Source organism: Bacillus coahuilensis m4-4, assembly GCF_000171615.1.
Taxonomy (GTDB): Bacteria; Bacillota; Bacilli; order Bacillales; family Bacillaceae_K; genus Bacillus_T; species Bacillus_T coahuilensis.
The window spans coordinates 66,996-93,168 of the sequence record NZ_ABFU01000042.1; the positions used below are offsets into that span (position 1 = coordinate 66,996).

20 protein-coding genes and 8 pseudogenes are annotated in these 26,173 nt (G+C 37.7%); 24 read left to right on the plus strand and 4 right to left on the minus strand.

All coding sequences use genetic code 11. The annotated features are described in order from the left end of the window. Positions 1-17 precede the first annotated feature (17 nt). From spoIIIAE to M44_RS10890, 5 genes and pseudogenes are all read left to right on the plus strand, one after another. Positions 18-1,210: pseudogene (gene spoIIIAE, locus M44_RS22425) on the plus strand (stage III sporulation protein AE). Positions 1,211-1,219: 9 nt separating this feature from the next. Next, the gene (gene spoIIIAF, locus M44_RS28220) at positions 1,220-1,459 is read left to right on the plus strand and encodes a stage III sporulation protein AF (RefSeq protein ID WP_010173532.1); all 240 of its coding nucleotides are present in this window, start codon (positions 1,220-1,222) and stop codon (positions 1,457-1,459) included. A gap of 90 nt (positions 1,460-1,549) precedes the next feature. Next, positions 1,550-1,834 (plus strand): hypothetical protein, encoded by a 285-nt coding sequence (locus M44_RS28225; RefSeq protein WP_010173534.1) that lies wholly within the window; start codon positions 1,550-1,552, stop codon positions 1,832-1,834. Next, positions 1,812-2,456 carry a stage III sporulation protein AG gene (gene spoIIIAG, locus M44_RS10885; RefSeq protein WP_237705265.1) on the plus strand — a complete coding sequence of 215 codons (645 nt, stop codon included), beginning with the start codon at positions 1,812-1,814 and terminating at the stop codon, positions 2,454-2,456. The genes M44_RS28225 and spoIIIAG overlap by 23 nt, the downstream gene beginning before the upstream one ends. A gap of 20 nt (positions 2,457-2,476) precedes the next feature. Further along, positions 2,477-3,040 (plus strand): SpoIIIAH-like family protein, encoded by a 564-nt coding sequence (locus tag M44_RS10890; RefSeq protein WP_337444085.1) that lies wholly within the window; start codon positions 2,477-2,479, stop codon positions 3,038-3,040. 35 nt (positions 3,041-3,075) lie between these two features. On the opposite strand, the pseudogene M44_RS10895 reads toward M44_RS10890, so the two are convergent. From M44_RS10895 to M44_RS10905, 3 genes and pseudogenes are all read right to left on the minus strand, one after another. Next, a pseudogene (locus tag M44_RS10895) lies at positions 3,076-3,621 on the minus strand (methyl-accepting chemotaxis protein); the annotation flags it as partial. 65 nt (positions 3,622-3,686) lie between these two features. Continuing rightward, a complete protein-coding gene (locus M44_RS10900; protein WP_010173541.1) occupies positions 3,687-4,214 on the minus strand; it encodes a hypothetical protein in 528 nt (175 codons plus the stop codon). Positions 4,215-4,230: 16 nt separating this feature from the next. Beyond that, a complete protein-coding gene (locus M44_RS10905) occupies positions 4,231-4,563 on the minus strand; it encodes a hypothetical protein (RefSeq protein ID WP_010173543.1) in 333 nt (110 codons plus the stop codon). 226 nt (positions 4,564-4,789) lie between these two features. Between M44_RS10905 and accB the strand changes: the two are divergent. From accB to M44_RS11000, 17 genes and pseudogenes are all read left to right on the plus strand, one after another. Continuing rightward, positions 4,790-5,285, plus strand: a pseudogene (accB, locus tag M44_RS22435) (acetyl-CoA carboxylase biotin carboxyl carrier protein). An 11-nt stretch (positions 5,286-5,296) separates the two neighbouring features. Then, on the plus strand, positions 5,297-6,676 hold the full coding sequence (accC, locus tag M44_RS10915) for an acetyl-CoA carboxylase biotin carboxylase subunit (protein ID WP_010173550.1): 1,380 nt from the start codon (positions 5,297-5,299) through the stop codon (positions 6,674-6,676). Beyond that, positions 6,669-7,085 (plus strand): Asp23/Gls24 family envelope stress response protein, encoded by a 417-nt coding sequence (locus M44_RS10920; RefSeq protein ID WP_010173551.1) that lies wholly within the window; start codon positions 6,669-6,671, stop codon positions 7,083-7,085. Before accC ends, M44_RS10920 begins: the two co-directional genes overlap by 8 nt. Before the next feature lie 521 nt (positions 7,086-7,606). Next, the gene (nusB, locus tag M44_RS10925; RefSeq protein WP_010173554.1) at positions 7,607-7,996 is read left to right on the plus strand and encodes a transcription antitermination factor NusB; all 390 of its coding nucleotides are present in this window, start codon (positions 7,607-7,609) and stop codon (positions 7,994-7,996) included. 26 nt (positions 7,997-8,022) lie between these two features. Then, positions 8,023-8,888 (plus strand): annotated as a pseudogene (gene folD / locus M44_RS22440) (bifunctional methylenetetrahydrofolate dehydrogenase/methenyltetrahydrofolate cyclohydrolase FolD). A gap of 107 nt (positions 8,889-8,995) precedes the next feature. Beyond that, entirely contained in the window at positions 8,996-10,333 is a 1,338-nt protein-coding gene (gene xseA, locus M44_RS10935) for an exodeoxyribonuclease VII large subunit (protein WP_010173560.1), read from the plus strand. A gap of 5 nt (positions 10,334-10,338) precedes the next feature. After that, positions 10,339-10,569 (plus strand): exodeoxyribonuclease VII small subunit, encoded by a 231-nt coding sequence (gene xseB, locus M44_RS10940; protein WP_010173562.1) that lies wholly within the window; start codon positions 10,339-10,341, stop codon positions 10,567-10,569. Continuing rightward, positions 10,566-11,450, plus strand: a complete 885-nt coding sequence (locus M44_RS10945) for a polyprenyl synthetase family protein (protein ID WP_010173564.1) — start codon at positions 10,566-10,568, stop codon at positions 11,448-11,450. The genes xseB and M44_RS10945 overlap by 4 nt, the downstream gene beginning before the upstream one ends. 705 nt (positions 11,451-12,155) lie before the next feature. Further along, positions 12,156-12,785, plus strand: a pseudogene (locus M44_RS22445) (hypothetical protein). Positions 12,786-12,790: 5 nt separating this feature from the next. Further along, positions 12,791-14,686 (plus strand): annotated as a pseudogene (gene dxs / locus M44_RS22450) (1-deoxy-D-xylulose-5-phosphate synthase). Between the two features lie 3 nt (positions 14,687-14,689). Next, positions 14,690-15,562 carry a TlyA family RNA methyltransferase gene (locus tag M44_RS10960; protein WP_010173569.1) on the plus strand — a complete coding sequence of 291 codons (873 nt, stop codon included), beginning with the start codon at positions 14,690-14,692 and terminating at the stop codon, positions 15,560-15,562. 117 nt (positions 15,563-15,679) lie between these two features. Beyond that, the gene (gene ahrC / locus M44_RS10965) at positions 15,680-16,132 is read left to right on the plus strand and encodes a transcriptional regulator AhrC/ArgR (protein ID WP_010173570.1); all 453 of its coding nucleotides are present in this window, start codon (positions 15,680-15,682) and stop codon (positions 16,130-16,132) included. A gap of 17 nt (positions 16,133-16,149) precedes the next feature. Next, positions 16,150-17,843 (plus strand): annotated as a pseudogene (gene recN, locus M44_RS22455) (DNA repair protein RecN). A gap of 127 nt (positions 17,844-17,970) precedes the next feature. Next, entirely contained in the window at positions 17,971-19,245 is a 1,275-nt protein-coding gene (spoIVB, locus tag M44_RS10985) for a SpoIVB peptidase (RefSeq protein WP_010173574.1), read from the plus strand. A 277-nt stretch (positions 19,246-19,522) separates the two neighbouring features. Next, a complete protein-coding gene (spo0A, locus tag M44_RS10990; protein WP_010173575.1) occupies positions 19,523-20,314 on the plus strand; it encodes a sporulation transcription factor Spo0A in 792 nt (263 codons plus the stop codon). 173 nt (positions 20,315-20,487) lie between these two features. Then, positions 20,488-22,050 (plus strand): DUF342 domain-containing protein, encoded by a 1,563-nt coding sequence (locus M44_RS10995; RefSeq protein ID WP_010173576.1) that lies wholly within the window; start codon positions 20,488-20,490, stop codon positions 22,048-22,050. Positions 22,051-22,052: 2 nt separating this feature from the next. Further along, positions 22,053-22,766 carry a glycerophosphodiester phosphodiesterase gene (locus tag M44_RS11000; RefSeq protein ID WP_010173577.1) on the plus strand — a complete coding sequence of 238 codons (714 nt, stop codon included), beginning with the start codon at positions 22,053-22,055 and terminating at the stop codon, positions 22,764-22,766. A gap of 64 nt (positions 22,767-22,830) precedes the next feature. On the opposite strand, the gene M44_RS11005 is transcribed toward M44_RS11000, so the two are convergent. Further along, complete coding sequence (locus M44_RS11005) at positions 22,831-23,064, minus strand: DUF2627 domain-containing protein (RefSeq protein WP_010173578.1); 234 nt, start codon at positions 23,062-23,064, stop codon at positions 22,831-22,833. A gap of 134 nt (positions 23,065-23,198) precedes the next feature. On the opposite strand from M44_RS11005, the gene M44_RS11010 reads away from it, so the two are divergent. Continuing rightward, the gene (locus tag M44_RS11010) at positions 23,199-25,238 is read left to right on the plus strand and encodes a sigma 54-interacting transcriptional regulator (protein ID WP_010173579.1); all 2,040 of its coding nucleotides are present in this window, start codon (positions 23,199-23,201) and stop codon (positions 25,236-25,238) included. 27 nt (positions 25,239-25,265) lie between these two features. After that, positions 25,266-26,167: pseudogene (yqiS, locus tag M44_RS22460) on the plus strand (phosphate butyryltransferase). Positions 26,168-26,173 lie beyond the last annotated feature (6 nt).

Here is a 26,173-nt window from a genome sequence, read left to right on the forward strand (position 1 = left end):
AATGGGGTGAAGATATGATGAAGAGATGGGTTGTCTTCTTGTTTGTTTTCCTTCTTCTTATGCTAGGTTCAAAAGAAGCATTTGGAGCTACGGGACCAGAAGGTCAACAATCAACAAACTTCGGAGGAGAGTCCGTAGCAAGTCAGCTAGAACGGATTGATGTTACGGAGCTGAAGGTGTTTTGGGAGGATATTGTTGAGAATTATGGCGGGTACTTACCAGAAAGTCAAAAGGGCAGCTTTATTGATTTTATTAATGGAGAGAAAAGTTTTCATTTGAAGAATGGGTAAAGGGCATCGCTAGGTTTGCGTTCCAAGAATTAATGATGAATGGTCAATTATTAGGAACGCTCATTATGCTTACCTTATTTAGTATGTTTCTACAATCCATCCAAAATGCGTTTGAGTCAGGTACGGTTAGTAAAGTCGCATATGCTCTCGTCTATATGGTACTGATCATACTTGCTCTTAATAGCTTCCGTGTGGCGATGGATTACGCAATGGATGCCATTGATACCATGATTCATTTTATTTTAGCCTTAATTCCCATTCTCTTAGCGTTAATTGCTAGTTCTGGTGGATTGTTATCGGCAGCTTTTTTTCATCCTGTCTTAATTTTTATTATGAACACTAGTGGGTTAATGATCAAATTCATTGTTCTGCCACTCCTTTTCTTATCGGCATTGCTTAGCATCGTTAGTACGCTAAATGCTGAATATAAAGTCACCCAGTTAGCCAATATGTTAAGAAATTGGAGCATCGGACTCCTTGGTGCGTTTATGACCATATTTTTAGGTGTTATTTCGGTTCAAGGTGCAACGGCCGCAGTGTCTGATGGAATTACGATAAGAACAGCCAAATTTATTACAGGAAATTTTGTGCCTGTTATAGGAAGAATGTTCACCGATGCAGCAGATACCGTCATAAGTGCTTCCGTTTTACTAAAAAATACGGTAGGTGTGGTGGGGGTCGCCATTCTTTTAATGATTGTGGCCTTTCCCGCTGTACAGATCCTAATGATGGCTTTTATTTATAAATTTTCAGCAGCTTTGCTTCAACCTCTTGGAGGGGGACCAGTTATAGCATGCTTAGATATTATTAGTAAAAATATCATCTATGTGTTTGCGTCCTTAGCCATCGTATCTCTCATGTTCTTTTTGTGTCTGACCATTATCATTACCGCTGGAAATATTACGATGATGGTTCGATAGGAGGAAGTTATGAATTATTTAATTGAATGGATTACGAACATTATTATCTTTATTTTACTTGCGACCGTCATCGAAATGCTACTACCTTCAAACCAGATGAAAAAGTATACCAAAATGGTTATTGGTCTACTCTTAATCAGCATTATTTTAACTCCACTATTTAAATTACTATCCCAAGACTTTGAACAAATGTTAAAAGAAATCCCCGTTTACAATGAAGGGATGGACGAAAAAGTAAAAATTCAATAGAAGAGAAGAAAATAGAAATACAAGCCTCACAAGATGCATATATTTTAGAACAGATGGCTGTCCAACTAAAAAGAACAAGCAAATGAGGAGTTGATTGATCAGAAAAACGTAGAAATCGAATCGATCTCATTATCAGTAGAAAATTTAGATAACTTTCCTGATGGATTAACTTCAATTATGGTTAGCATCAAAGAATATACAGAAGATGAGTCAGTTCCAATAGTAGAGCCAGTGGTTGTATCTACCTCTCCAAACGAAGAAGAGCCAAAAGACTGGTCAGAGATCTCTTCGTTGCTTTCTACCATTTGGGAAATTAATGAGGAATCCATTGTCATTGTTGGTGAAGGGGGGATTGACAAAGAAAATGAAATTTAATCCATTTGAATGGATCAAGGGTCAAGTAAACCAAGATCAAACGACAACCGGGATGAAAAAAAGTCATTATGTCATTATCATACTCGGTATCGGTGTAGCGTTTATGATAGGTACAGATTTTTTTGGAACAAATACAAATGATGCAGCCATCGTAACAAGTAGTGATCCACCAAAAGAATCAACAGTTGAAACGTTTGGAAAAGAGTCATCAGACCCTAAATCCATCACAGATTATGAAGTGCAATACGAAAATCAGTTAAAAGAAGCGTTAGAAGAAATAGCTGGAGTGTCCGAGGTGACGGTTGAAGTAAATGTCGATGCAACAGAATTAAAAGTGTATGAAAAAAACACAACCACTCAAAAACAAGCGACTACTGAAACAGACACTCAAGGCGGAGAGCGTGAGATACAAGAACAAAGTGAATCAGATACCATTGTCATCATTCGGGATGGCGAAAAGGAAATACCCGTCATTTTAGAAACAAAAAAACCACCTATCCGCGGCGTCCTAGTTGTCGCTAAGGGTGCTGATAATATACAAGTAAAAACCTGGATTGTAGAAGCTGTGTCGAGATTTCTAGACGTCCCGACTCATCGTGTTTCTGTAATGCCAAAGAAATAAGAGGAGGAATTGATTGTGTTATTAAAAAACAAACCGTTTGGCTTTTAACTATGCTAAGTTTAGTCGTTGTTTTATCTGTGTTCTATGTTACGTCTCCAACTGAACCAACTAATATGCTATCTGTAGGGACAAGTGAAGAAGAAGGTAAGGAAAACACAGAAGGTTCTGAAGGGGAAGAAGGTACCGATGAAGAGGCTTCAGCTTCTGGAGAAGAAGTAGTGATGAGTGGGGACGATGCATTTGCCCAAATGAGATTAGATATGACGATTCAACGAGACAAAATGCGAGAAGATTTAACAGCTGTTGTCGCATCAGCTGACGTAACGGCTGAAGACAAAAATGCAGCATACGATAAGATGCAAGAATTAACAGAAGTTGCAACAAAAGAATCGTACCTAGAAATGATGATTAAAACATTAGGATATGATGATGCATTAGTAAGAGCTCTTGAAAGTGAAGTAAAGGTTACGGTAAAAGCAACGGAACAATCCACGGCTGAAGCAAATAAAATCATCCAATTGGTAAAGGACGAAATGGGGTCCTTATACAGAGTAGCTGTTGAGTTCCAACCTATTGAACAATAAAGTAAAGAGCCTGCTTCCCAAGAAGCAGGCCCTTTTTATGTTGATGAGCTAAGTTCTTTTAAATCGTTCATAGCAGAGTGAGCGCTTTGTATTTCATCATCTAATAGGACAAATTGCTGAAGCTGGTTTTCTGTATGGGAGGATAACTCTTCGAGCGCTCCTGTAAACTCTTCAATCATTTCACTTACCGATTTTAGTTGGGCTTCAGATGAATCCATAGACGATGAAACCTGTAGGGTGTACTCTTTAAAATTCGTTAGTTTCGTTAATAGACTATATGATCCATTTTTGATTTCGGAAAACTGTCCAAATGTATACCTTACGAGCTGATCATGCTTGCTCATATCGTGTACCACCCTTTCAGCAGCTAACAACGATTCTTTTGAATTTTGTAGAGTGCTAGATAGGGTGTCAGAAATTTTAGCTGCAAATGAATTGGATAAATGAGCTAACGTTCTTACTTCATCCGCGACCACTGCAAAGCCTTTGCCTGAATCTCCAGCTCTGGAGGCTTCAATTGATGCGTTTAGTGCGAGAAGATTTGTTTGCTTTGCGATATCTTGAATATCTTTTGTCAGTAATGAGATGTCTCGCTGCTGGTTCTCAACTGTTTGAAGCTGAGTATAGAGTTCCTTCACTTCGCTTATTAACTTTTTTTTAAGTCAGTTTGAAGCTGAAGCATGTCGTTTGCCCCATGATCAGACGTGTTAGAAACCGTTTTAGCGTGCTCTTCAATAGAGCTTATATCAGAAACCATTTGTAGGGCTGAATGTGTCACTTCTTTTACGTGTTGGTGAAGGTCTATAACTTGATCAGATTGTAATTGTAGTCCTAGGGCCATACTATGTATCGTATGATTCATCTCTTGTAACGCATAGGAAGAGGATGTGCTCTTTGATTTTGTATCATCTATCATATGAGAGAGGGATACGGCACTCTCAGAGATAGTGTGTTGAAGGAATGAATTTCGATCAATAAGTTCTTGTGAATCTGTAATGGCCCGCAGGAGGCTTTGATCAAGATTTCTTGAAAGTTTTGTTTGAAATAATAGAAGAATCGTAAGCAGGGTAAATAGTAAATATATTGTTACATAATTTTTAAGTTCTAAAGGCAAGTCATCAATGTGAAGGACGATAAAAAGTGTGATAACGGTTAAGCCAGATATATAACACATGAGTAAAACACTTCTTCTAAGATAGAGTGCACCTAATCCAAGTAATAAAAAAAGTTAAAAAATAGGAAGTTGCAGATAGACTGCTTTCCATGATAATCCACATCACACATGATACAATGATGACAGCGATATAAGGGAGTAAGTGTAATAGAAAGCGTTTCCAGTACATAATTGAAACAATTCCTACACCAACGCCACCCCCTATAAGGATCGCTAGTATGACTTGTAATTCTTTGCCCATAGCAACATCAACAATAATGGCTAGAAGGACGGAAGCAAACGTAGATTGAATCATCAACTTATGTTTACTCAGTAAATCTTTTTCTTTTAATATTTCTATTGTAGTCATCTTTTGTCCCCCTTTTATTAAAAGCGAAAAATTCATTAAATTTTGACGAATATCCCCTTTTCTATTTTATCTGGTAAGAAAAAAGATTAAAATAGAGAAGTGAAAACGCTTTACTATTTTTTTACATGATGCAGCAATTTTACAACGGTAAAAATCATGATTGAATTATCAACAGGTTATATAGTATAGTTTTAGTATCTGGTACTAAATTCAAGAGGTGAAGAATATGTTAAAAGTACAAGAAATCAGAGAATTAATCCGATTAATCGACAAATCCAGTATTACCGAATTTGAATATGAATACGAAGGCAATAGCATTAAATTAAAAAAGAACAGGGGCAGACGTTCCACATTCTTCTCAGCAACCTGAGGTAGCCCAGTCGATATTTCCTGTTCAAGAGGAAGAGAAAGCATCACAAGCAAAAGTTACTGTCGAATCACCGGTTGTAAAAGAAGAAGCTGCAGCACCATCCCATGATGATACGTTACATAAAATCACATCTCCAATGGTTGGCACATTTTACAAAGCGTCATCACCAGATTCAGATCCATATGTCCAAATAGGGACAAAGGTCAAGAAAGATTCTACTGTATGTATCGTAGAAGCTATGAAGCTTTTTAATGAAATTGACGCAGATGTTGAAGGGGAAATTGTAGAAATACTAGTAGAAGATGGACAACTTGTTGAGTTTGGTCAACCATTATTCTTAGTTAAGGAATAAGGAGCGGTACCATGATAAAAAAATTGTTAATAGCAAATCGAGGAGAAATCGCTGTTCGGATCATTCGTGCATGTCAAGAGCTTGGCGTGGAGACGGTAGCCGTATATTCTGAAGCTGATAAAGAAGCACTTCATGTACAACTTGCTGATGAATCATATTGTATTGGACCAAGGCTTTCAAAAGATAGCTACTTAAATTTTACCAATATCCTATCTGTGGCAAAACTAACCGATTGTGATGCGATTCATCCAGGATATGGATTCTTGTCAGAAAATGCTGACTTTGCAGATTGCTGCAGAGAATGTAACATAATCTTTGTAGGACCCACACCAGAAGCCATAAGCAAGATGGGAACAAAGGATGTTGCAAGAAATACGATGAAAGATGCGGGTGTTCCCATTGTTCCTGGTTCTGAAGGAATTGTAAAAGATGTAGAGGACGCTCTTCAAATTGCAAAAGGCATAGGTTACCCAATAATCATCAAAGCGACTGCTGGTGGAGGTGGTAAAGGGATCCGCGTTGCCAGAACTCCAGAGGAATTAGAAAAAGGTGTACGAATTACACAGCAAGAAGCGTTAACTGCTTTTGGAAATCCAGGAGTGTATCTTGAAAAATATATTGAAGACTTCAGACATGTTGAGGTTCAGATTCTTGCTGATACGTATGGAAATGTGATTCACTTAGGTGAGCGAGATTGTACGATTCAGCGACGTCTTCAAAAACTATTAGAAGAAACACCTTCTCCTGCCATCACGGAAGACTTGCGTCAGCAAATTGGAGAGGCGGCTGTAAAAGCTGCACAGGCTGTGGATTACCAAGGTGCTGGAACCGTTGAGTTTATATTTGATTATCATGAAAAGAAATTTTATTTTATGGAAATGAATACACGTATTCAAGTAGAGCATCCTGTAACAGAAATGGTAACAGGGGTCGATCTTGTAAAAGAACAAATCGAGATAGCTGGTGGGAAACGGTTAGAATTAACCCAAGAAGACGTAAAATTAGAAGGTTGGTCAATTGAGTGTAGAATTAACGCTGAAAATCCTTCGAAAAACTTCATGCCTTCTCCAGGAACAATTGACATGTACTTGCCACCTGGTGGTTTCGGCGTCCGCTTAGATTCAGCTGCCTACCCAGGCTATAACATACCACCATATTACGATTCCATGATTGCCAAAGTTATCACATATGGCAAGACAAGAGAAGAAGCCATTGCACGAATGAAGCGTGCTCTAAAAGAATTTGCTATTGAAGGTGTATACACGACCATACCTTTCCATTTGAGGCTGTTAGACCACGAAGTTTTCATAAGTGGCGACTTTAATACGAAATTCTTAGAGAAATATGATATTATGAAGGAAACAACTCTTGGAGGTGTGCCAAATGGCTGAAAATCAAACTCAAACTCAAACACTACTACAAATGAATCATAATAAAGATGATCATGGAAAAATTGAAATAGCTCCAGAAGTAATCGAAGTAATCGCAGGTATTGCGGCATCTGAAGTTGAAGGAGTTTCTCAAATGCGTGGAAACTTCGCATCTGGTGTAGTAGAGCGACTTGGTAAAAAGAATCACGGAAAAGGTGTAAAAGTTGAACTACACGATGATGGAATCATCATTGACATCTATTGCGTAATGGGCTTTGGACTATCTATTCCAACCATCGCAGCACAGGTACAAGACAATATTCGTGAAGCACTATTAAACATGACAGCTCTAGAAGCAAAAGAAGTCAATGTACATGTAGTCGGCATTCAATTTGAAACACAAAAGCCAGAAATGGAAGAGCAAATGTAAGGATGAAATGAAAGAAGCACCAGATATCTTTGATGTCTGGTGTTTTTTGTTGGGAGTAGGGGATTTAGAGGGTTCCTTGAATCCTGCGTGGCTGGGGTTGCAGGCGAGACGCGGTGCACATCTCAAGTTATGATGGTGCTTTGAGCCACGCGCAGGCGAGGCGCGGTGCACATCTCAAGTAATAATGGTGTTTTGAGCCCCACGCAGGCGAGGCGCGGTGCACATCTCAAGTAATGAAGGTGCTTTGAGCCCCGCGCCAGCATCCGGCGAAGCAATCTACTTCTATTTATCTCATTCATGCATCCCACAATCGTCCCGCATTACTACTTTATTCTTCACTCTCCGTTCTAATCTAACAATAATAATTCAATAAAATTCCTCCACATCCGAACATTCTCTATTAGAATTTTGCGAAAATAAGGTTTTTTCGAGGAATTCGTGCGCTTGTCCTGTTGATATGCTATTATCTTTATTATATTAAGAACATTAGAGTATTTTATCTACTAAAGGAGCAATAAATGATGAAAAGACATACGGCTCGCGAGAAGGCACTCCAAGCCCTTTTTCAAATGGATATGAGCCAGTTGAGTGGGCAAGAAGCGTTAACCAATGTAACAGAAGAAAGTGAAATGGATGATTACCTATCCAAACTTGTACTTCAAACAGAAACGAACTTAGAAGTCATTGATCAAAAGATTCGGGAGAACTTAGAGAAATGGTCTTTTGAGCGTCTAGCAAAAGTAGACAGAAGTATACTTCGATTAACAGTTTGTGAAATGATGTTCATCGAGGATGTGCCAAATAAGGTAGCGATCAATGAAGCGATTGAGTTAGCTAAAACGTTCGGTGATGATCAGTCAAGTAAATTTATTAACGCAGTTCTTTCTAAAGTGCAATTATCACTATCCTAAAAAGAAGAAAAATAGGGGGAGATATCGTGGCAGGTAGAATAATTGATGGGAAACAGATTGCTCAAGTTTTAAGAGATTCTATTCAAGAGGAAGTTATGTTTTTAAAAGATAAAGGCATCACACCTGGTCTGGCGGTTGTGTTAGTAGGAGATAATCAAGCGTCGGAGACTTACGTTAGAATGAAACAGAAGGCTTGTGAGAATGTTGGAATGCACTCCATTCTTATCCATTATCCTGCAACAGTATCTGAAACAGAACTCTTAGCAAAACTGCATGAGTTAAATCAAGACACGTCCATTCACGGTATTTTAGTTCAATTACCTTTACCTGATAACATCTCTGAAATTAAGGTAATCGAAACGATTGTTCCAGAAAAAGACGTAGATGGTTTTCATCCGATTAATATTGGACGTATGATGACAGGTCAAGATGCATTTTTACCTTGTACTCCTTATGGGATTATCAAAATGCTTGAACATGAGAATATTGATCTTGAAGGCAAGCATGTGGTAGTGATCGGGCGTAGTAATATTGTGGGGAAACCAGTTGGACAACTTCTTTTAAACAAAAATGCAACGGTTACGTACTGTCATTCTCGTACGAAAGATTTGGCTAGTGTTACGCGGTCGGCTGATATATTAGTGGCAGCGGTTGGGAAGGCGAAATTTATTACGGAAGAATACATTAAGCCTGGAGCTGTTGTGATTGATGTGGGGATGAACCGGGATGAACAAGATAAATTATGCGGGGATGTTGATTTGAAGGTGTTCGGAATATGACAAAGGCTATTACTCCTGTCCCTGGTGGTGTAGGACCAATGACGATTACAATGCTACTGTTTAATACTGTGAAATCTGCTGCGAACGTGCTAGATTCTAGCTATTCCCTCTAAAGTTATTTACAATAGAATAAGAATACAAAGAGTTGTAGAGAAGTGTTGACTTATGGTTCATACTTTGAAACAGCTCTTTCTTATAAAGAAATAAAGGATGACTTCATTTGACAGAAGACCGTTATTTATCCATAGGAGCCTTAACGAAATACATAAAACGAAAGTTTGAACGAGATCCTCATTTAACAGGCGTTCATATAAGGGGAGAACTATCTAATTTCAAATCACATTCCTCTGGACATTTATATTTTACATTAAAAGATGATAAAGCTAGAATTTCAAGCATTATGTTTGCTTCTAGCGCAAAATCTTTAAAGTTTAACCCGGAAAATGGCATGAAGGTTCTAGTAACAGGGGATGTAACCGTTTATGAATCAGGCGGTCAGTATCAGATTTATGTAAAAACTATGGAGCCTGACGGTATTGGAGCTTTGTATCTAGCTTATGAGCAGTTAAAAGCGAATTTAGAACAAGAAGGGCTATTCGATACCGCACATAAAAAGCCGTTACCTCTTTATCCTCGAGTGGTTGGTGTAGTGACTTCTCCTACTGGAGCAGCTGTGCGAGATATAATTACGACCATTAAAAGAAGGTACCCGATAGCCAAAATACTGGTTCTTCCTGCCCTGGTTCAAGGGGGGCAAGCAGCTCCATCCATTGTGAAAGCAATTGCGCAGGCGAATTCGATTCCAAAAATGGATGTCATAATTGTTGGGCGTGGAGGGGGTTCCATAGAAGAGCTATGGGCTTTTAATGAAGAAGCAGTGGCTAGAGCCATCTTTCAATCAAATGTACCAGTCATTTCTGCTGTTGGACATGAAACGGATTTTACGATTGCCGATTTTGTGGCGGATCAAAGAGCACCAACTCCTACTGCTGCAGCTGAACTCGCGGTCCCTCATATAGAAGAAATTACGGAGCGTGTACTAAGTAGAGAGTTACGGTTAAACCGGGCTGTAAATGAACGGATTAGACAAAGTCAAACTGCCTTAAAAGCATTAACAGATTCCTATGCTTTAAGAAACCCAAAGAGGCTTTATGAGCAACATATGGAGAGACTGGACCGACTAACTGAATCGTTAGGTACTGAGCAAAACCGCATGCTTGATAAAAAGTCAGAGCAACTAAAAGGGTTAGCTAGACGATTAGAATTCATTCATCCAGGTAAGGCTATGTCGAATCAAAAAGAACAGCTAGACCGACTAACCAAACAACAGAACTATCATATGAAGCGTATGATTGAATCATCTCAAAAAGAACTTTATCGTCACATTGCCATGCTTGATGCATTGAGTCCGTTAAAAATACTTGAACGCGGTTATAGTGTTTTATTTAGCGAGGAAAAACAAGTAGTAAAGAGTATTGCTCAAGTTGACCGGGGAGATAAGATCAATGTTAGGCTAGCTGATGGAGAATTATATTGTGAAGTGGTGGAGAAGGAGTGAAACGTATGTCAGAAGAATTAAGTTTTGAAAAGGCAATGGAGAATCTTGAAAAAATTGTTCAACGATTAGAAGAGGGAGATGTCCCATTAGAAGAAGCAATTGAAATCTATAAAGAAGGAATGGGACTTTCTAAACTTTGTCATGAGAAAATTCGTAAAGTCGAATCAGAGCTTGCGACGGTTCTGACTGAAGAAGGAGAAGTTGAATTTACTTTACCTAAGGAGGCAAAGGAATGACAACGAATCTCCGGTCTTTCATGACAGAATATAAAGCAATTATTGACAAGGAATTAGTAGAGCAAATTGACTATCTATCTATTCCAACGAGCTTAAAGGAAAGTATGATCTATTCAGTAAGTGCTGGCGGAAAAAGAATTCGACCTGTTTTACTTTTAGCGACTATAGAAGCGTTTGGAAAATCGCCTGCTTTAGGGATTAAAGCAGCCGTTGCTTTAGAAATGGTTCACACCTATTCTCTTATTCATGATGACCTCCCAAGTATGGATGATGATGATTTAAGGCGAGGAAAGCCGACGAATCATAAAGTATTTGGTGAAGCTACTGCGATTTTAGCAGGTGATGCACTATTAACCTACAGCTTTGAAGTGATTGCGAGCATGAAAGATATTTTACCCCAAACTAAAATTGAATTAGTCCGTTTGTTTGCAAAGGCAGCTGGTCCAGAAGGCATGGTAGGTGGGCAGGTTGCAGACATGGAGGGTGAACGAAAAACCTTAACTCTAGAAGAGTTGGAGTATATTCATCGAAATAAAACAGGGAAATTACTTCAGTATGCTGTTGTAGCAGGTGCAATTATTGGTGGAGCTTCTAAAGAAGAGGTACGACTGTATAAAGAGTATGCAGAGCATATTGGATTAGCCTTTCAAATCAAGGATGACATATTAGACATAGAAGGTACTGAAGACAAAATAGGTAAAAGAGTCGGTAGTGATGTGAACAATGACAAATCAACCTACCCATCTCTTCTGACTCTTGAAGGAGCCAAAGAAAAATTAGAGTATCACAGAAACGAAGCACATTCTATTTTACATAAAACGTCACAGAAAACGGTCTTATTAAATGATCTAATTGAGATGATTGTCTCCCGTGACCATTAACGTCATTCGGTGACATTCATTGGGAAAGTGGCATAAAATATGTTATAATAGAAGCAATTCGTTTGGGTGGTGCAGTATTCTAGTCAGTCTTCCTGTCATGAAGGTGGGCCTAAAAATCCACTAAAGGGCACATCGATGAAGTTCCTGGTTTTGGCTTGAGGAGCCCAGCCCAGCCTTGGGTTGATGTTGGGAGTAAGGCATTAGGGCGATCCACAATGGCATGTGGGCGTTGACCCTTTCGCCGCGGAGGCTCTAAATGTGTAGATTTTCAAAGGGCGATTACTGCATGTTTAGAGTATGAACCTGTGAGACGGGCCATTCTACTTGGTCAGTGAGCAGCGTAGCCTGCCTTGAGTGAGGTATGAGGGGATTATGGTAACAGAGTACACATTAGTTGGCCATTAATATGTGCTTTTTCGTCCATATGAAATCTGCTTTGCAAAAGAGGCTAAGGACAGGTTAAAGACTGTTGAGGAAAACTCCTAGACTGTTCCAAAAGACATATAAAGGGGATTATAGTACGGACTAAGTGGTAATCCAGTCTAACTGATGGTGACACAGTTAAGGCGACTTTAAAGGGAAACCGCCAGAATGGCAACATCTGGTAGTTGTCTGGGAAAACCTACTGGACCTAAGCCGTAATTTTTATCCTTTGTGTGGCCATCCAAACTATACATAATGATGAAACGGTGTGTAAAACCATATATGAATGATCTTTTAAGAAAATCAATAAAATGGAGTGTTTCTATAGCCGTTATCACATTAGTGTTAGCGGCTATTTTTTCAATTATATCTAGCCTAGTCTTAAATAAAGTAAGTTGGACAATTGGACTGTTAGTCGTATTAATGATCGTGTTAATCGGTATTTTTTTTGTATATGTTAGGGATCGCAGCGACAGCGGCCGATGAGACGCCCTTTCATGCGATGGCATCAAAGAAAGTATACGGGGCACGACATTCTATACGAATTGTAAGAAATGCCGACCGCTTTGCTAGCTTTTGTAACGATGTTATTGGTGATATTTCAGGGATTATTAGCGGTACCGCTACAGCTATCGTAATCATTCAATTAGCCTTAAACTTTGAAATCTCTAGTGGAAGTATGACAGAATATACAATAAGTGTTATATTGACAAGTATTATTGCGGCTATAACCGTAGGCGGAAAAGCAATTGGAAAAACGATAGCGATACATTTTTCAAAGGATATTATTTTTCAAGTAGGGAAAGTGTTACAATTTGTTGAGGAAAATTTTCATATCGTTATAATAAAAGAATAAAAAGAAATAAAAAACGGGAAAATATTCGTAGAAAAATTCGACATGAAAGTGAGTGATCCATATGGATCTAACGTCTATTAAAGACCCTTCATTTTTGAAGGACATGTCTATTTCTGAATTGGAACAACTTAGTGAAGAGATACGTCAATTCTTAATAGAAAACCTATCAAATACAGGAGGACATATTGGACCCAATTTAGGGGTTGTGGAGTTAACCATCGCTTTACATAAAGTTTTTGATAGTCCTAAAGATAAATTTTTATGGGATGTAGGGCATCAATCCTATGTTCATAAAATACTAACAGGACGAGCAGGACAATTTGATACATTGCGTCAATATAAAGGGTTATGTGGATTTCCTAAGATGGTAGAGAGTGAGCATGATGTGTGGGAAACGGGGCATAGTTCAACCTCTTTATCTGGAGCAATGGGAATGGCGATTGCACGTGACATTAAAAAAAGAAAAATCACATATCATTCCAATCATAGGTGATGGGGCCTTAACAGGTGGTATGGCGTTAGAAGCATTAAACCATATAGGGCATGAACAAAAAGATATGATCGTCATTTTAAACGATAATGAAATGTCTATTGCCCCGAATGTGGGAGCCCTTCATAATGTATTAGGAAGATTAAGAACTGCAGGGAAATACCACTGGGTGAAAGAAGAGCTTGAGTGGCTACTAAAAGAAAATACCTGCTGTTGGCGGAACTCTAGCAACCACGGCTGAAAAAGTAAAAGATTCGTTAAAGTATTTATTAGTTTCTGGTGTGTTTTTTGAAGAGCTAGGATTTACGTATTTAGGTCCAATTGATGGACACGATTATGAACAGTTATTTGAAAATTTACAGTATGCCAAAAAGACAAAAGGTCCTGTCTTATTCCATGTGATCACTAAAAAAAGGTAAGGGCTATCATCCTGCAGAAGCAGACAAAACAGGAACTTGGCATGGTACAGGCCCATATAAAATTGATACGGGTGACATCATTAAGCCAGTAAATGCTCCGCCTTCTTGGAGTGGATTAGTTAGTGGTACCGTGCAAAAGCTAGCACGTAAAGATGAACGAATTGTTGCGATAACTCCTGCCATGCCAGTAGGTTCAAAATTAACCGGCTTCGCAGAAGAATTTCCTGAACGAATGTTTGATGTGGGAATTGCGGAGCAACACGCAGCAACAGTTGCAGCTGGTCTGGCTACACAGAATATGAAACCGTTCTTGGCGATTTATTCTACGTTTCTACAAAGGGCTTATGACCAAGTCGTTCACGATATTTGTCGTCAAAACTTAAATGTTTTCATTGGGATTGACCGTGCAGGACTAGTCGGGGCAGATGGTGAGACACATCAAGGTGTCTTTGACATCGCGTTTTTACGACACTTACCGAATATGGTCTTAATGATGCCAAAAGATGAAAATGAAGGTCAGCATATGGTGAATACGGCTATAAAGTATGATAATGGTCCAATCGCGATGCGTTTCCCTAGGGGTAATGGATACGGAGTACCAATGGATAACGAACTTCATACTATTCCTATTGGTCAATGGGAAGTATTAAGAGAAGGTACAGATGCTGTAATCTTAACGTTTGGTACGACCATTCCTATGGCAATGGAAAGCGCTATGCTTCTTGAAAAACAAGGTGTATCAGTACGGGTCGTGAACGCTCGATTTATTAAACCACTAGATGAGAATATGCTTCATGAAATTTTCTCAAGTGAACTTCCGGTCCTCACTGTAGAAGAAGCTGTTCTTCAAGGAGGATTTGGTAGTGCGGTACTTGAGTTCGCTCATGATGTTGGCTACCATAATGCGGTAGTAGACCGTCTTGGTATTCCGGATCATTTTATTGAGCATGGTAGTGTAAAAGAGCTATTAAATGAAATTGGATTAACGAAAGAAGGAATTATTGATCGCGTTCAATCACTTCTTCCAAAAAAACAAAAAAGGGCGTAATCAATGAAAGTGAAAAAGCAAAGAGTAGATGTTCTCTTAGTAGAACAAGGGTATTATGATACAAGAGAACAAGCTAAACGTGCCATTATGGCAGGACTTGTTTATGGAAATGAAGAACGTCTAGAAAAACCAGGTGAAAAAGTAGCGGAAGATATAACCCTTTCTATTAAAGGTAAGGTCATGCCATACGTTAGCCGAGGTGGGTTTAAACTAGAAAAAGCTCTACAAGTATTTGATATTTCTGTAGAGGATAAGGTTTTATTAGACATTGGATCTTCCACTGGAGGATTTACGGATTGTGCTCTACAAAACGGTGCGAAAATGTCTTATGCACTAGATGTAGGGTACAATCAGCTCGCGTGGAAGCTACGAAATGATGATAGAGTCGTGGTGATGGAACGTACAAATTTTAGGTATGTTAAGCCTGAAGACTTAGAACGAGAGATGCCTACATTTGCTTCCATTGATGTATCTTTTATCTCTTTATCGCTTATTCTTCCTGTTTTAAAAACACTACTTGTTCCGGGAAGTGATACAGTCGCACTGGTAAAACCTCAATTTGAAGCAGGTAGGGAAGAAGTTGGAAAAAAGGGCATTGTCAGAGACCCTAAAACGCATAAAAAAGTTTTAGAAAAGATTGTTCAGTTTTCCTTAGCAGAAGGATATGATGTGAAAAATCTTTCCTTTTCGCCTATTACAGGAGGAGATGGGAATATAGAATTCCTCCTACACCTTCAGTGGAATGAAAAAGAGTCAGGCACCAATGAAGTTCTAAAAGACTTACAGGATGTCGTGATGGAAGCGCATCATGAGTTAAAATACAAAAAAAAGAATCTTGATTTGACGAATTCTCAATTTTGGGAATTCGTTTTTTAATCAACATTTTTAGAACGAACGTTCTTATAGTTTGAGGAATCCATATACAAATCAAAAACAATAAGGTACTATGAATGTATCGGTATATTTATGCAGAGGTTTTTAGAGGTGATTAGTATGGTAAATAAAGGGCAAAGACATATAAAGATTCGAGAAATTATAGCTGCAAATGAAATTGAAACACAGGATGAACTCGTAGATCAATTAAAAGCAGCAGGATTTAACGTGACTCAGGCAACCGTATCTAGAGATATGAAAGAGTTACACCTGGTAAAAGTACCGTTAATGGACGGTAGATATAAATATAGTTTACCGGCAGATCAACGGTTCAATCCATTACAGAAATTAAAAAGAACGATGATGGATGCATTTATTAAAGTCGATTCAGCTGGACATCTTCTTGTCATGAAAACTCTTCCGGGAAACGCCAATGCAATTGGTGCCTTGATTGATAATCTTGAATGGGAAGAAATTCTTGGGACGATATGCGGTGACGATACGTGTCTCATCATATGTAGAACAGAACAAGATACTGTTTTGATATCTAATCGCTTACTAGACATGCTTTAAGTTGAGGTGAAACTGTAGTGTTGCAAGAGCTATCAATTCGTAATTTTGCTATTATAGAATCCTTAAATTTATCAATAGAAGAAGGCTTAACGGTATTATCTGGTGAAACAGGTGCGGGTAAATCCATCATTATTGATGCTATCCATTTATTAGTTGGTGGAAGAGGGTCTGCTGAATTTGTCCGTCATGGAGAGAAGAAGGCTGAAATTGAAGGTTTATTTTATTTAGATCGTCAAGATCATCCTTGCTATCAAAAAGCGGAAGTTGTAGGTGTAGAGATAGAAGACGACATGCTCATTCTTCGCAGAGAAATCTCTGCATCAGGTAAAAGTGTTTGCAGGATAAATGGAAAACTGGTGACTATTTCTACTTTACGTGAGATAGGATCAACGCTTGTGGATATCCACGGACAACATGAGCATCAAGAATTGATGGATGAACGTTTCCATTTATTACTGCTAGATCAATTCGGTGGTAATGAAATTATTAGTGCACTCTCTAATTATCAAGAAATTTATACAGTGTATGATCAAACAAAAAATCACTTAGATAAATTAAATGATAATGAACAGAAAACAGCTCATCGCTTAGATCTTATTCAATTTCAATTATCAGAAATTGAAAAGGCGGAGTTACGACTCCATGAAGATGAAGAATTGATGGAGGAAAAACGAAAGCTCAATAATTTTGAAAAGCTTTATGAAGCGTTAAATTCTGCTTATGAAAGCATTCAAGGTGAGCAGAAGGCGCTTGATTGGACTGGCCTAGCAATGAGCCATATGGAATCAGTTTCTGATATTGATGAAGAATTGAATACAGTATTAGACAGCGTATCTTCAAGCTATTATGCATTAGAGGATGCATCTAGGACGATACGTTATCAGCTTGATGGTCTCGAGTACAATCCAGAAAGATTACACGAGATTGAAGATAGATTAAATGAAATCAATTCTTTAAAGAGAAAGTACGGTACTTCCATTGAAGAAATTCTTGAATATAGTGCTCGAATAGAAGAAGAGATTGATCAAATTACAAATCGAGACACCCACATTCTAGAGTTACAAAACAAGTTAGCTTCATTTGAGAAAGATTTAGAAATCGAAGCAAACAATCTAACAGATGTACGAAAGAAAGTTGCTACAGAATTAACAAACAGCATTCATGACCAACTTCAAGAGCTATATATGGCGAAACCGTTTTCAAGTAAGGTTTGATCAGATTCAACGTTCGTTCGGTAAGAACGGTCAGGATGTGATCGAATTTTATATTTCAACCAATCCCGGTGAACCATTGAAACCATTGTCTAAAGTGGCCTCAGGTGGAGAGCTATCCCGAATTATGCTAGCACTTAAAACCATTTTTTCTAAGCATCAAGGAATTACCTCCATTATATTTGATGAGGTTGATACTGGTGTAAGTGGAAGGGTTGCGCAGGCGATAGCTGAAAAGATTTATACAGTGGCTACCAATTCTCAAGTGTTATGTATATCTCATTTACCTCAAGTTGCAGCAATGGCTGATACTCACCTTTATATTAGCAAAATAAACGGAAAATGAAAGAACCAGTACTAAGGTAAATGTATTAACAAAAGATGAAAAAATTACAGAAATTGGTCGTATGATTTCTGGAGTAGAAATTACTGAGCTAACAAAAGATCATGCAAAAGAATTATTAGAGATTGCAAACAAAATGAAAAAAGCCTATACATGAAAAGCTATCCAAGAGTGGATAGCTTTTTTTGTTTTAAGTTTGCTTATATTTGTCTTCTATGAAGGCTAAATTATAACTGTAGCCATTTATCAGTGTGTGGATTAGAAGCGAGGAGAGTGAAAATAAGTTGAAAATAGATATGGTAAGAAAACTGATTGGTCTGATTCTCCTTGTTTCGTTAGGTTTCGTGGGATTAAATACAAGCTTTCTGGAGTATGTTAACATTCCAAAAAGTATAAAAATTATGGAAGGCTCTACGATTACAAGTATTCCTTCTCATTTTAAAGCGGTACCTGCCTCTACTTCACAGTCACTGAATGTTCAAACAAACGGAAACATTGAAGCAACGAGAACGGGTAGCGAAGAAATGGTATTAGAGTTAGCTGGGATTCCAGTGAAAAAAGTTGAAGTTGAGGTTATTGATGATTTTAAGGTCATTCCCGGTGGTCAATCTATTGGGGTTAAATTAAATTCTGTGGGTGTTCTTGTTGTAGGACATCACTTAATTCAAAAGGGAAATGCAAAGGTATCTCCAGGTGAGGAAGCAGGAGTTCAAGTTGGAGATTTAATTACGAATATTAACGGTGAGAAAATAGATCACCTTTCAGATATCGCAGAAGTAGTGAATTCATCGGATAAAGCGCTAGAAGTGGAATTAAAAAGAGAAGATCAAACCATTGAAACCACGTTAAATCCGATTAAAGATCCAGATGACGGTCAACGAAAAATTGGATTATATATACGTGATACAGCAGCTGGTATTGGAACGATGACGTTTTATGACCCCATTTCAAAGAAATATGGTGCATTAGGTCATGTTATATCTGATATGGACACAAAGAAACCGATTGTGGTTCAAGATGGACAGATTGTTCATTCTACTGTTACGAGTATTGAAAAAGGAGCAAGTGGTGAGCCTGGTGAAAAACTTGCAAGGTTTTCTGCCGACAGAGAAGTCATTGGGGATATTAACAGAAATAGCCCTTTTGGTATCTACGGAAAGTTAAATCGTGACATTAACAATAAAGTCATGAATAAACCAATGCCGATTGCTCTATCTCATGAAGTAAAAGAAGGTCCTGCAGAGATTTTGACTGTCGTTGAAAATGATAAAGTCGAGAAATATGATATAGAGATTATGAGCTCCATCCCGCAGAAATTTCCAGCAGTCAAAGGGATGATTATCAAAATTACAGACCCTGATCTGTTAGAAGCGACCGGTGGAATCGTTCAAGGAATGAGTGGAAGTCCAATCATTCAAGACGGTAAGGTTGTAGGTGCCGTAACTCATGTTTTTGTCAATGATCCAACGAGTGGATATGGAGTTCATATAGAATGGATGTTGAGTGAAGCCGGCATTAACATATATAAGAATAACCCTGATCAACAAAAAGCAAGTTAACCTTTCAATCGTCTCGCTATGAGACGTATTTTTTTGTTTGCTAAGGAAAGTGCAGTCCCTCTCAAATATGCTATACTATGGCTATAAAGATTTTTCGACAAATGCATTTTTTTATTCTCGATATTAGTCGAAAATCTAAGAAAAACAAAAAGCAAATGAAAGAAAAACTAAAATAATTAGGATTTTTTTTAAAAATTAAAGGATTTCATACAGCTTTGTCGAAAATAATTTATAGTATAGAAATAGACAAGAAAATGAAATGTAGGAGGAACTTTTTGTGAATAAAGTAAAAGTCGCTATTGTGGATGATAATCGGGAACTTGTTTCGTTACTTGAAGAATACATTGACAGCCAAGAGGATTTGGAAACGGTTGGAGTTTCTCATAATGGTCAAGATTGCCTAGAGATGTTAGCAGATATCGAGCCAGATGTATTATTACTTGACATCATTATGCCTCATTTAGACGGCTTAGCGGTACTTGAAAGGCTACGTGAGCAGGATCGCAGCAAAATTCCTAACGTTATTATGCTAACTGCTTTTGGTCAAGAGGATGTTACGAAAAAGGCAGTGGAACTAGGAGCATCGTATTTTATCTTAAAGCCATTCGATATGGAAAATCTGGTTAGCCATATCCGCCAAGTCAGTGGAAAATCTAATCCATTAATAAAGAAACAAATGTCATCTTCCTCAAGATCTAATGGAGAACCTAAAACTAGAAACTTGGATGCTAACATTACAAGTATTATTCACGAAATTGGAGTTCCAGCTCATATTAAAGGTTATTTGTATTTAAGAGAAGCAATCTCAATGGTATACAACGATATTGAATTGCTTGGCTCCATTACAAAGGTTTTATATCCAGATATCGCCAAAAAGTATAACACAACGGCTTCTCGAGTTGAGCGTGCCATTCGTCATGCAATAGAAGTAGCTTGGAGTCGTGGTAATATTGATAGCATTTCAAGCCTATTCGGTTATACAGTGAGTATGACAAAAGCAAAACCTACAAATTCAGAATTTATTGCAATGGTGGCAGATAAATTAAGACTTGAACACAGAGCGTCTTGAAAGAGTAAGGAATAAAGGTACTTATTTATTCATTTATATCATGTTAATGAGCCTAAACGTGTTAGGTTTCTTTTTTTTGTTTAAATAAATTATTTTAAATTTTTCATTATGGATTTAGGGATATATGCCGATAAACTAAATAAAGAAAAGTGTAGAAGTTTGGGGGTGAGACAATGGAAATATTCAGGAATGAAACATTTTCATTATTCACAGAGCAGGAGGATGTTTGGATTGCTATGGAGGGGGTAGACTACTCCATTCATTCATTTAATGAAATTCTTAAACAGTACCCACGTATACAAATAACTGCTGTCGTTGCTCTTCGAAAGGCGTTACAGACAGGCGAGGGAAAGCACCAAATAGGATTTTTAAAGCCTATCGTAGAATGTCAACTATCTAAAGATGAAATGAAAGCGTCCATTAGAATTAATTGCTCCTCTAATGAGCTAGCACAGCAATATCAAGAGTATAAAGAGGAAGTTCTCAAACAATTGAAGGAGAAAAAAATAACATATGGGATACTTGAACAAAAAATTGAAAGCGATTTAGAAGCTAATAAATGGGTGATCATTGCTGAAGGGAAAGAAGCGGTCAACGGTAATCAAGCTACCGTAAAATATATCGAAGGTCCTGAGAAAAAACCAACCATAAATGAAAATGGAACAGCTGATTATTATGATATGAATTTTGTTGTGCAAGTTCAACAAGGTGACTGGGTAGGTGAAAAAACACCTCCATCTATCGGTCAAGACGGACTGACAGTTACAGGTAGAAAAGTGGTAGCAAAGCCTGGAAAGAATGCTCCTTTAAATTTTGATAGACGGGTTATCAAAGCTGTAGAAAATGGTGAAAAACGGTTCTTCATGCCAAAAAAGAAAGGAATCATTGAATTCATTGCGGGTAAATTAACAGTGGCAAATCATCTTGTAGTACATGGAGATCTTGGTATTGAAACAGGTAATATTGAGTTTGACGGGCATGTGACAGTGAAGGGGACTGTTCAACCAGGATACAGTGTAAATGCATCGAGAGATATTGCAATAGTTGGGAATATGGGCATTCATCACTGTGAAAAAATTGTGTCTACTGAAGGAGATATCTTTATTAAAGGAGGTATTTTTGGATCAGAGCATACAATGGTGAAGGCAGGGAAAAATCTTTACCTCAAGCACGGGAACGATTGCATTTTAGAAGCCGATGAAACAATAAGTGTAGGGTATTACATAAAAGGCTGTCATGTGAAATGTAGGAATATTCACGTTACTTCTCCAAAAGGGAGTATAATTGGTGGGATCGTCCATGTAGAAGGTATGCTATCAGTTTCTACTCTCGGAAATCGAATGGAAAAGCTAACCACCATTGAATTAAGCGGCTTTGATCCACTTCAGCTTGAGATGGAGTACATGACGCTCTTAAACAATTACAAGAGATTATTGCAGTCCTCGGAACAGAAAAAAGTGACTATTGAGAAAATGATAGAGGAATCCGTCATAAAAGATGATCTCCAAACGAAGTTAGATAAAGAGCTAAGAGAACTAAATAAGCTTGAAGAGAAGCGAAGTCGATTTGAAACATGGCTTAAATTAAATAATGAGGGACAAGTTCATGTTACGTTACACGCTTTTCCAAACACCATCATCAAGTCAAATGACCGTATCATTAGACCTGGTGATCACGGTATGGGACTGTATTCTTTAAGTAAGAGGAGACTTCACTATTCAGTAGAAGGAGATTAACCATGAAAATTTTTGCTCATAGAGGGTACTCAAGGAATTATCCCGAGAATACAATGGTAGCGTTCAAAGCAGCTGAACAAGTGGGTGCAGATGGCATAGAGCTAGATGTTCATCTTACAAAAGATCATCAAATCGTAGTGATTCATGACGAAACAATTAATCGTACATCGAACGGAAGCGGGAAAATTAAAGACATGACCGTAAAGGAATTAAAATCCTTTACATACGATTATCGCTTTACTGGGTTTAATACAACAATCTCCACCTTAGATGAGGTTTTTGAATGGTTGAAAGAAAATCAATTAATGTGTAACGTAGAATTGAAAAACAATCTATATGAATACAAGGGATTGGAAAAAAAGGTTGTTGAACTAATAAAAGATTATTCTTTTGATCGTCGTATTGTGTTATCTTCTTTTAACCACCATTCTTTACTAAAATGTAAAGAATTAAATAACAGCATTGAATGTGCAGCCTTGTATAGTGACAAATTAGTGCACCCTGAAAGATATATAGAAAGCATAAAGGTGGAAGGGATACACCCTCCTGTCCACTATGTTACCGATGAATTGTTGGTGGATTGTAAAAAAATGAACGTTCCTATAAGACCATATACTGTGAATAATATGGAAACGATTGAAAGATTAGCCCAATTAGGATGTACAGCTGTATTTACTGATGTTCCTGAAGAGGCTAGAAAAAAGATGAAAAATTAGTATAACTCCCTTGAAGAACTGCTTCAAGGGAGTTTTTGTTGTGCCGTTATTTAACAGGAAGTGACTATTTCTGAAATCGCTTTTGCACTTTGTTTCGTTTTCTGTCTCTATAAAATATGAATCCGGCAACAAAAGCAAGGCCAAATAAAAAGAGTAGTAAACCAATTAAAAATTGTAACCATAAAAATGGAAAAGGTGTTTGCAGGATTCCGAATAACATATCTCTCATTAATTTAATTCCGACAACAGCAAGGATTGCAGGGACTAACATAATGAATAGTGCAATAATTCTCGACATACATACTCTCCTTCAAGTTTGTTCAATTTTACTATAATGCAAAGAAAATGTTTGTCAAGGAAAGGGCTTTCATATACAATATAAGTAATGTATGAAGTGATTTGCACGGAAAATCACAAAGAGGTGGAATGAAATTGCACAACGTACTCGTCATTGGAGGAGGGAAAGGTGGTACTGCCATTCTTTCTATGCTACTTGATTCTTCCTCCTTAAAAGTAGTAGCAGTCGTGGATAAAAACCCAGATGCTAAAGCGATTCAGTTAGCAAAGCAGTATCAAATTCCCTACAGCATGGATTGGCGGGATTACTTTAACGAAGATGTACAAATCGTTGTGGATGTTACTGGAGATCCTACTCTATTCCAACAACTTATTAATGCTAGAACCACGGATATGGTGATAATACCAGGATCAGTAGCGTACCTTCTATCAAATTTAATTGAAGAAAAAGAAGAGCTTATTCTTCAGTTACAAGAAGGATCGTTCAAACAAGATTTAATCTTAAACTCAACTGAAGAAGGTATGATTGGTGTTGACGAAGAGCGCCACATTATCCTATTTAATCGACAAGCAGAAAAACTAACAGGTATGAGGAAAGAACAGGCTTTAGGTAGAGATATAGATGAGGTTTTCCCAGTATTTCAATTATCAGACACCATTATGACTAAACGTGTAGAATCTAATCAAGAATTGGTATTGCCAAATCAGTTAAAGGTCATGTGCACTAAAATTCCTATCATTGATCACAATAATCAATCGATGGGCGCACTTACGGTCTTTAAAGATCACACAGAAGTATTGACACTGGCTGAAGAGGTGACCAACCTAAAAGAAATTCAAACTATGCTCCAAGCGATTATACATTCTAGCGATGATGCTATATCGGTTGTTGATGAAAAAGGTAGAGGACTCTTAATTAATCCTGCTTATACGAGATTAACCGGGTTAGAGGAAGCTCAAGTGATAGGAAAGCCTGCAACGGTAGACATTAGTGAAGGTGAAAGTATTCATCTTAAGGTTCTTGAAACTAGACGTTCCATACGCGGAAAGCGATTGAGAGTAGGGCCACAAGAAAAAGAAGTGCTTGTAAATGTTGCTCCAATCATTGTTGACGGGGTGTTAAAAGGTAGTGTTGGTGTCATACATGATCGACAAGAACTTGAAGAATTAACGAATGATTTAAAAAGAGCCAGAAGAATTATCCGAACCCTTGAAGCGAAATATACATTTGAAGATGTTATTGGAAGTAGTGACGATATTAAGCTAGCCATTGCTCAAGGGAAAATTGGAGCTAGTATGAATCATTCCATTCTACTAAGAGGTGAAGCTGGTACTGGAAAGGAATTGTTTGCACACGCCATACATCACACTAGTCCTAGAAAGCACCATAAGCTTTCGACGATGAACTTAGCCAACTACAATGTGGAAGACATTGAGTGGGAACTAATGGGTGAGTTAAGTGGTGCTAATTTATTTAAAAAAGAGTCCATTTTGTTAGAAACTAACGGCGGCACACTATTCATAGATGAAATTCATCTTTTACCATTAGACGTGCAAAATAAACTAGTCACCTTTATTAAATCAAAATCCTTTACACCCTTTCAAGCTTCTACAAATTTTACGAGCGATGTAAGAATTTTTGCAGCTTCCTCTGCTAATATTGAAAAACTTATGGCAGAGGGTGCGTTTAATGAAGAATTATATTCGTTACTAGGAAAGCTAACCATTCACTTACCATCTTTGCGAGAACGAAAAGAAGATATACCTATGTTATCTGAGCACATTATAGAAAAGATTAATCAGCAATTTGGAAGAAATATTTTTGGTGTTTCTAGTGAGGCACTAAAAAAACTTCAATCCTATGACTGGCCTGGTAATTTAAGAGAACTTGAAAATGTATTAAGTCACGCCATTATTTTTATGAATCATAGTGAAAAATATGTATCGGAAAACCACTTATTCCATGGTATGGAAAACGTTCAAAATAAAGAACCACTAACTGATGAAGAGAAGGATTTGGCTACCTTACTAGAAGAATATGAAAAGCAAATCTTAACGAGTAAGCTTCAAGATAAACAAGGTAATAAAACAGCTACAGCAAAAGCACTCAATATCTCATTACGAAATCTATATTATAAGATTGAAAAATATGGAATTGAAGGAGATATTGAATAGGATTCCAACTAATGAAAGGCTGATACGATGAAATTATCTGCACTAATTACGATGGCAAAAGAAAAAGATACATCCACCATTGCTGTGGCAGAAGCTTCTGATAAAGAAGTTTTAGAAGCTGTATCAATGGCACTCCAGCTTGAATTAGGGGAATTCATTCTTTTTGGGCACAAGGATGAGTTAGATACTGCTATTGAACAATATGCACCCGAGCTAAGAAAACATGAAAAAGTTCGAATTAAGCATGCCAGTTCTCCTAAGGCAGCTGCCGAACAAGCGGTTAAAGCCGTTCGAGAGAATGAAGCAAATGCGTTAATGAAAGGGAATGTACCTACAGCGACTATATTAAAGGCTGTGTTAAATAAAGAATTTGGATTAAGAACAGGTGCAGTTTTATCGCATGTGGCCGTGTTTGAAATCCCAGGATATGATCGATTCACCATTGTTACAGATGCTGCTATGAATATTGCACCAACTCTTCAAGAGAAGGCACAAATTATTCAAAACTCTGTATCTGTTGCTAGGTCAATTGGAATCGAACTACCAAAGGTGGCGCCATTAAGTGCTGTTGAAGTGGTTAATCCTAATATGGAAGCAACAATTGATGCGGCTAGCTTAACGGCTATGAATAGAAGGGACAAATACCTAACTGTATCGTTGATGGTCCACTCGCTTTAGATAACGCAGTTAATATGGAAGCTGCAAAGCATAAGGGAATATCAGGTGAAGTAGCTGGTCAAGCAGATATCTTGCTTGTTCCAACAATTGAAACTGGAAATATTCTATATAAATCACTTGTGTACTTTGCAAATGCTAAAGTAGGTGCTGTTATTGCTGGAGCTAAAGCACCCATCGTGCTAACTTCTAGAGCAGACAGTGCAGAAAGTAAATTATATTCAATGGCACTAGCAATTTGTTCAGCAAAATAAACAACA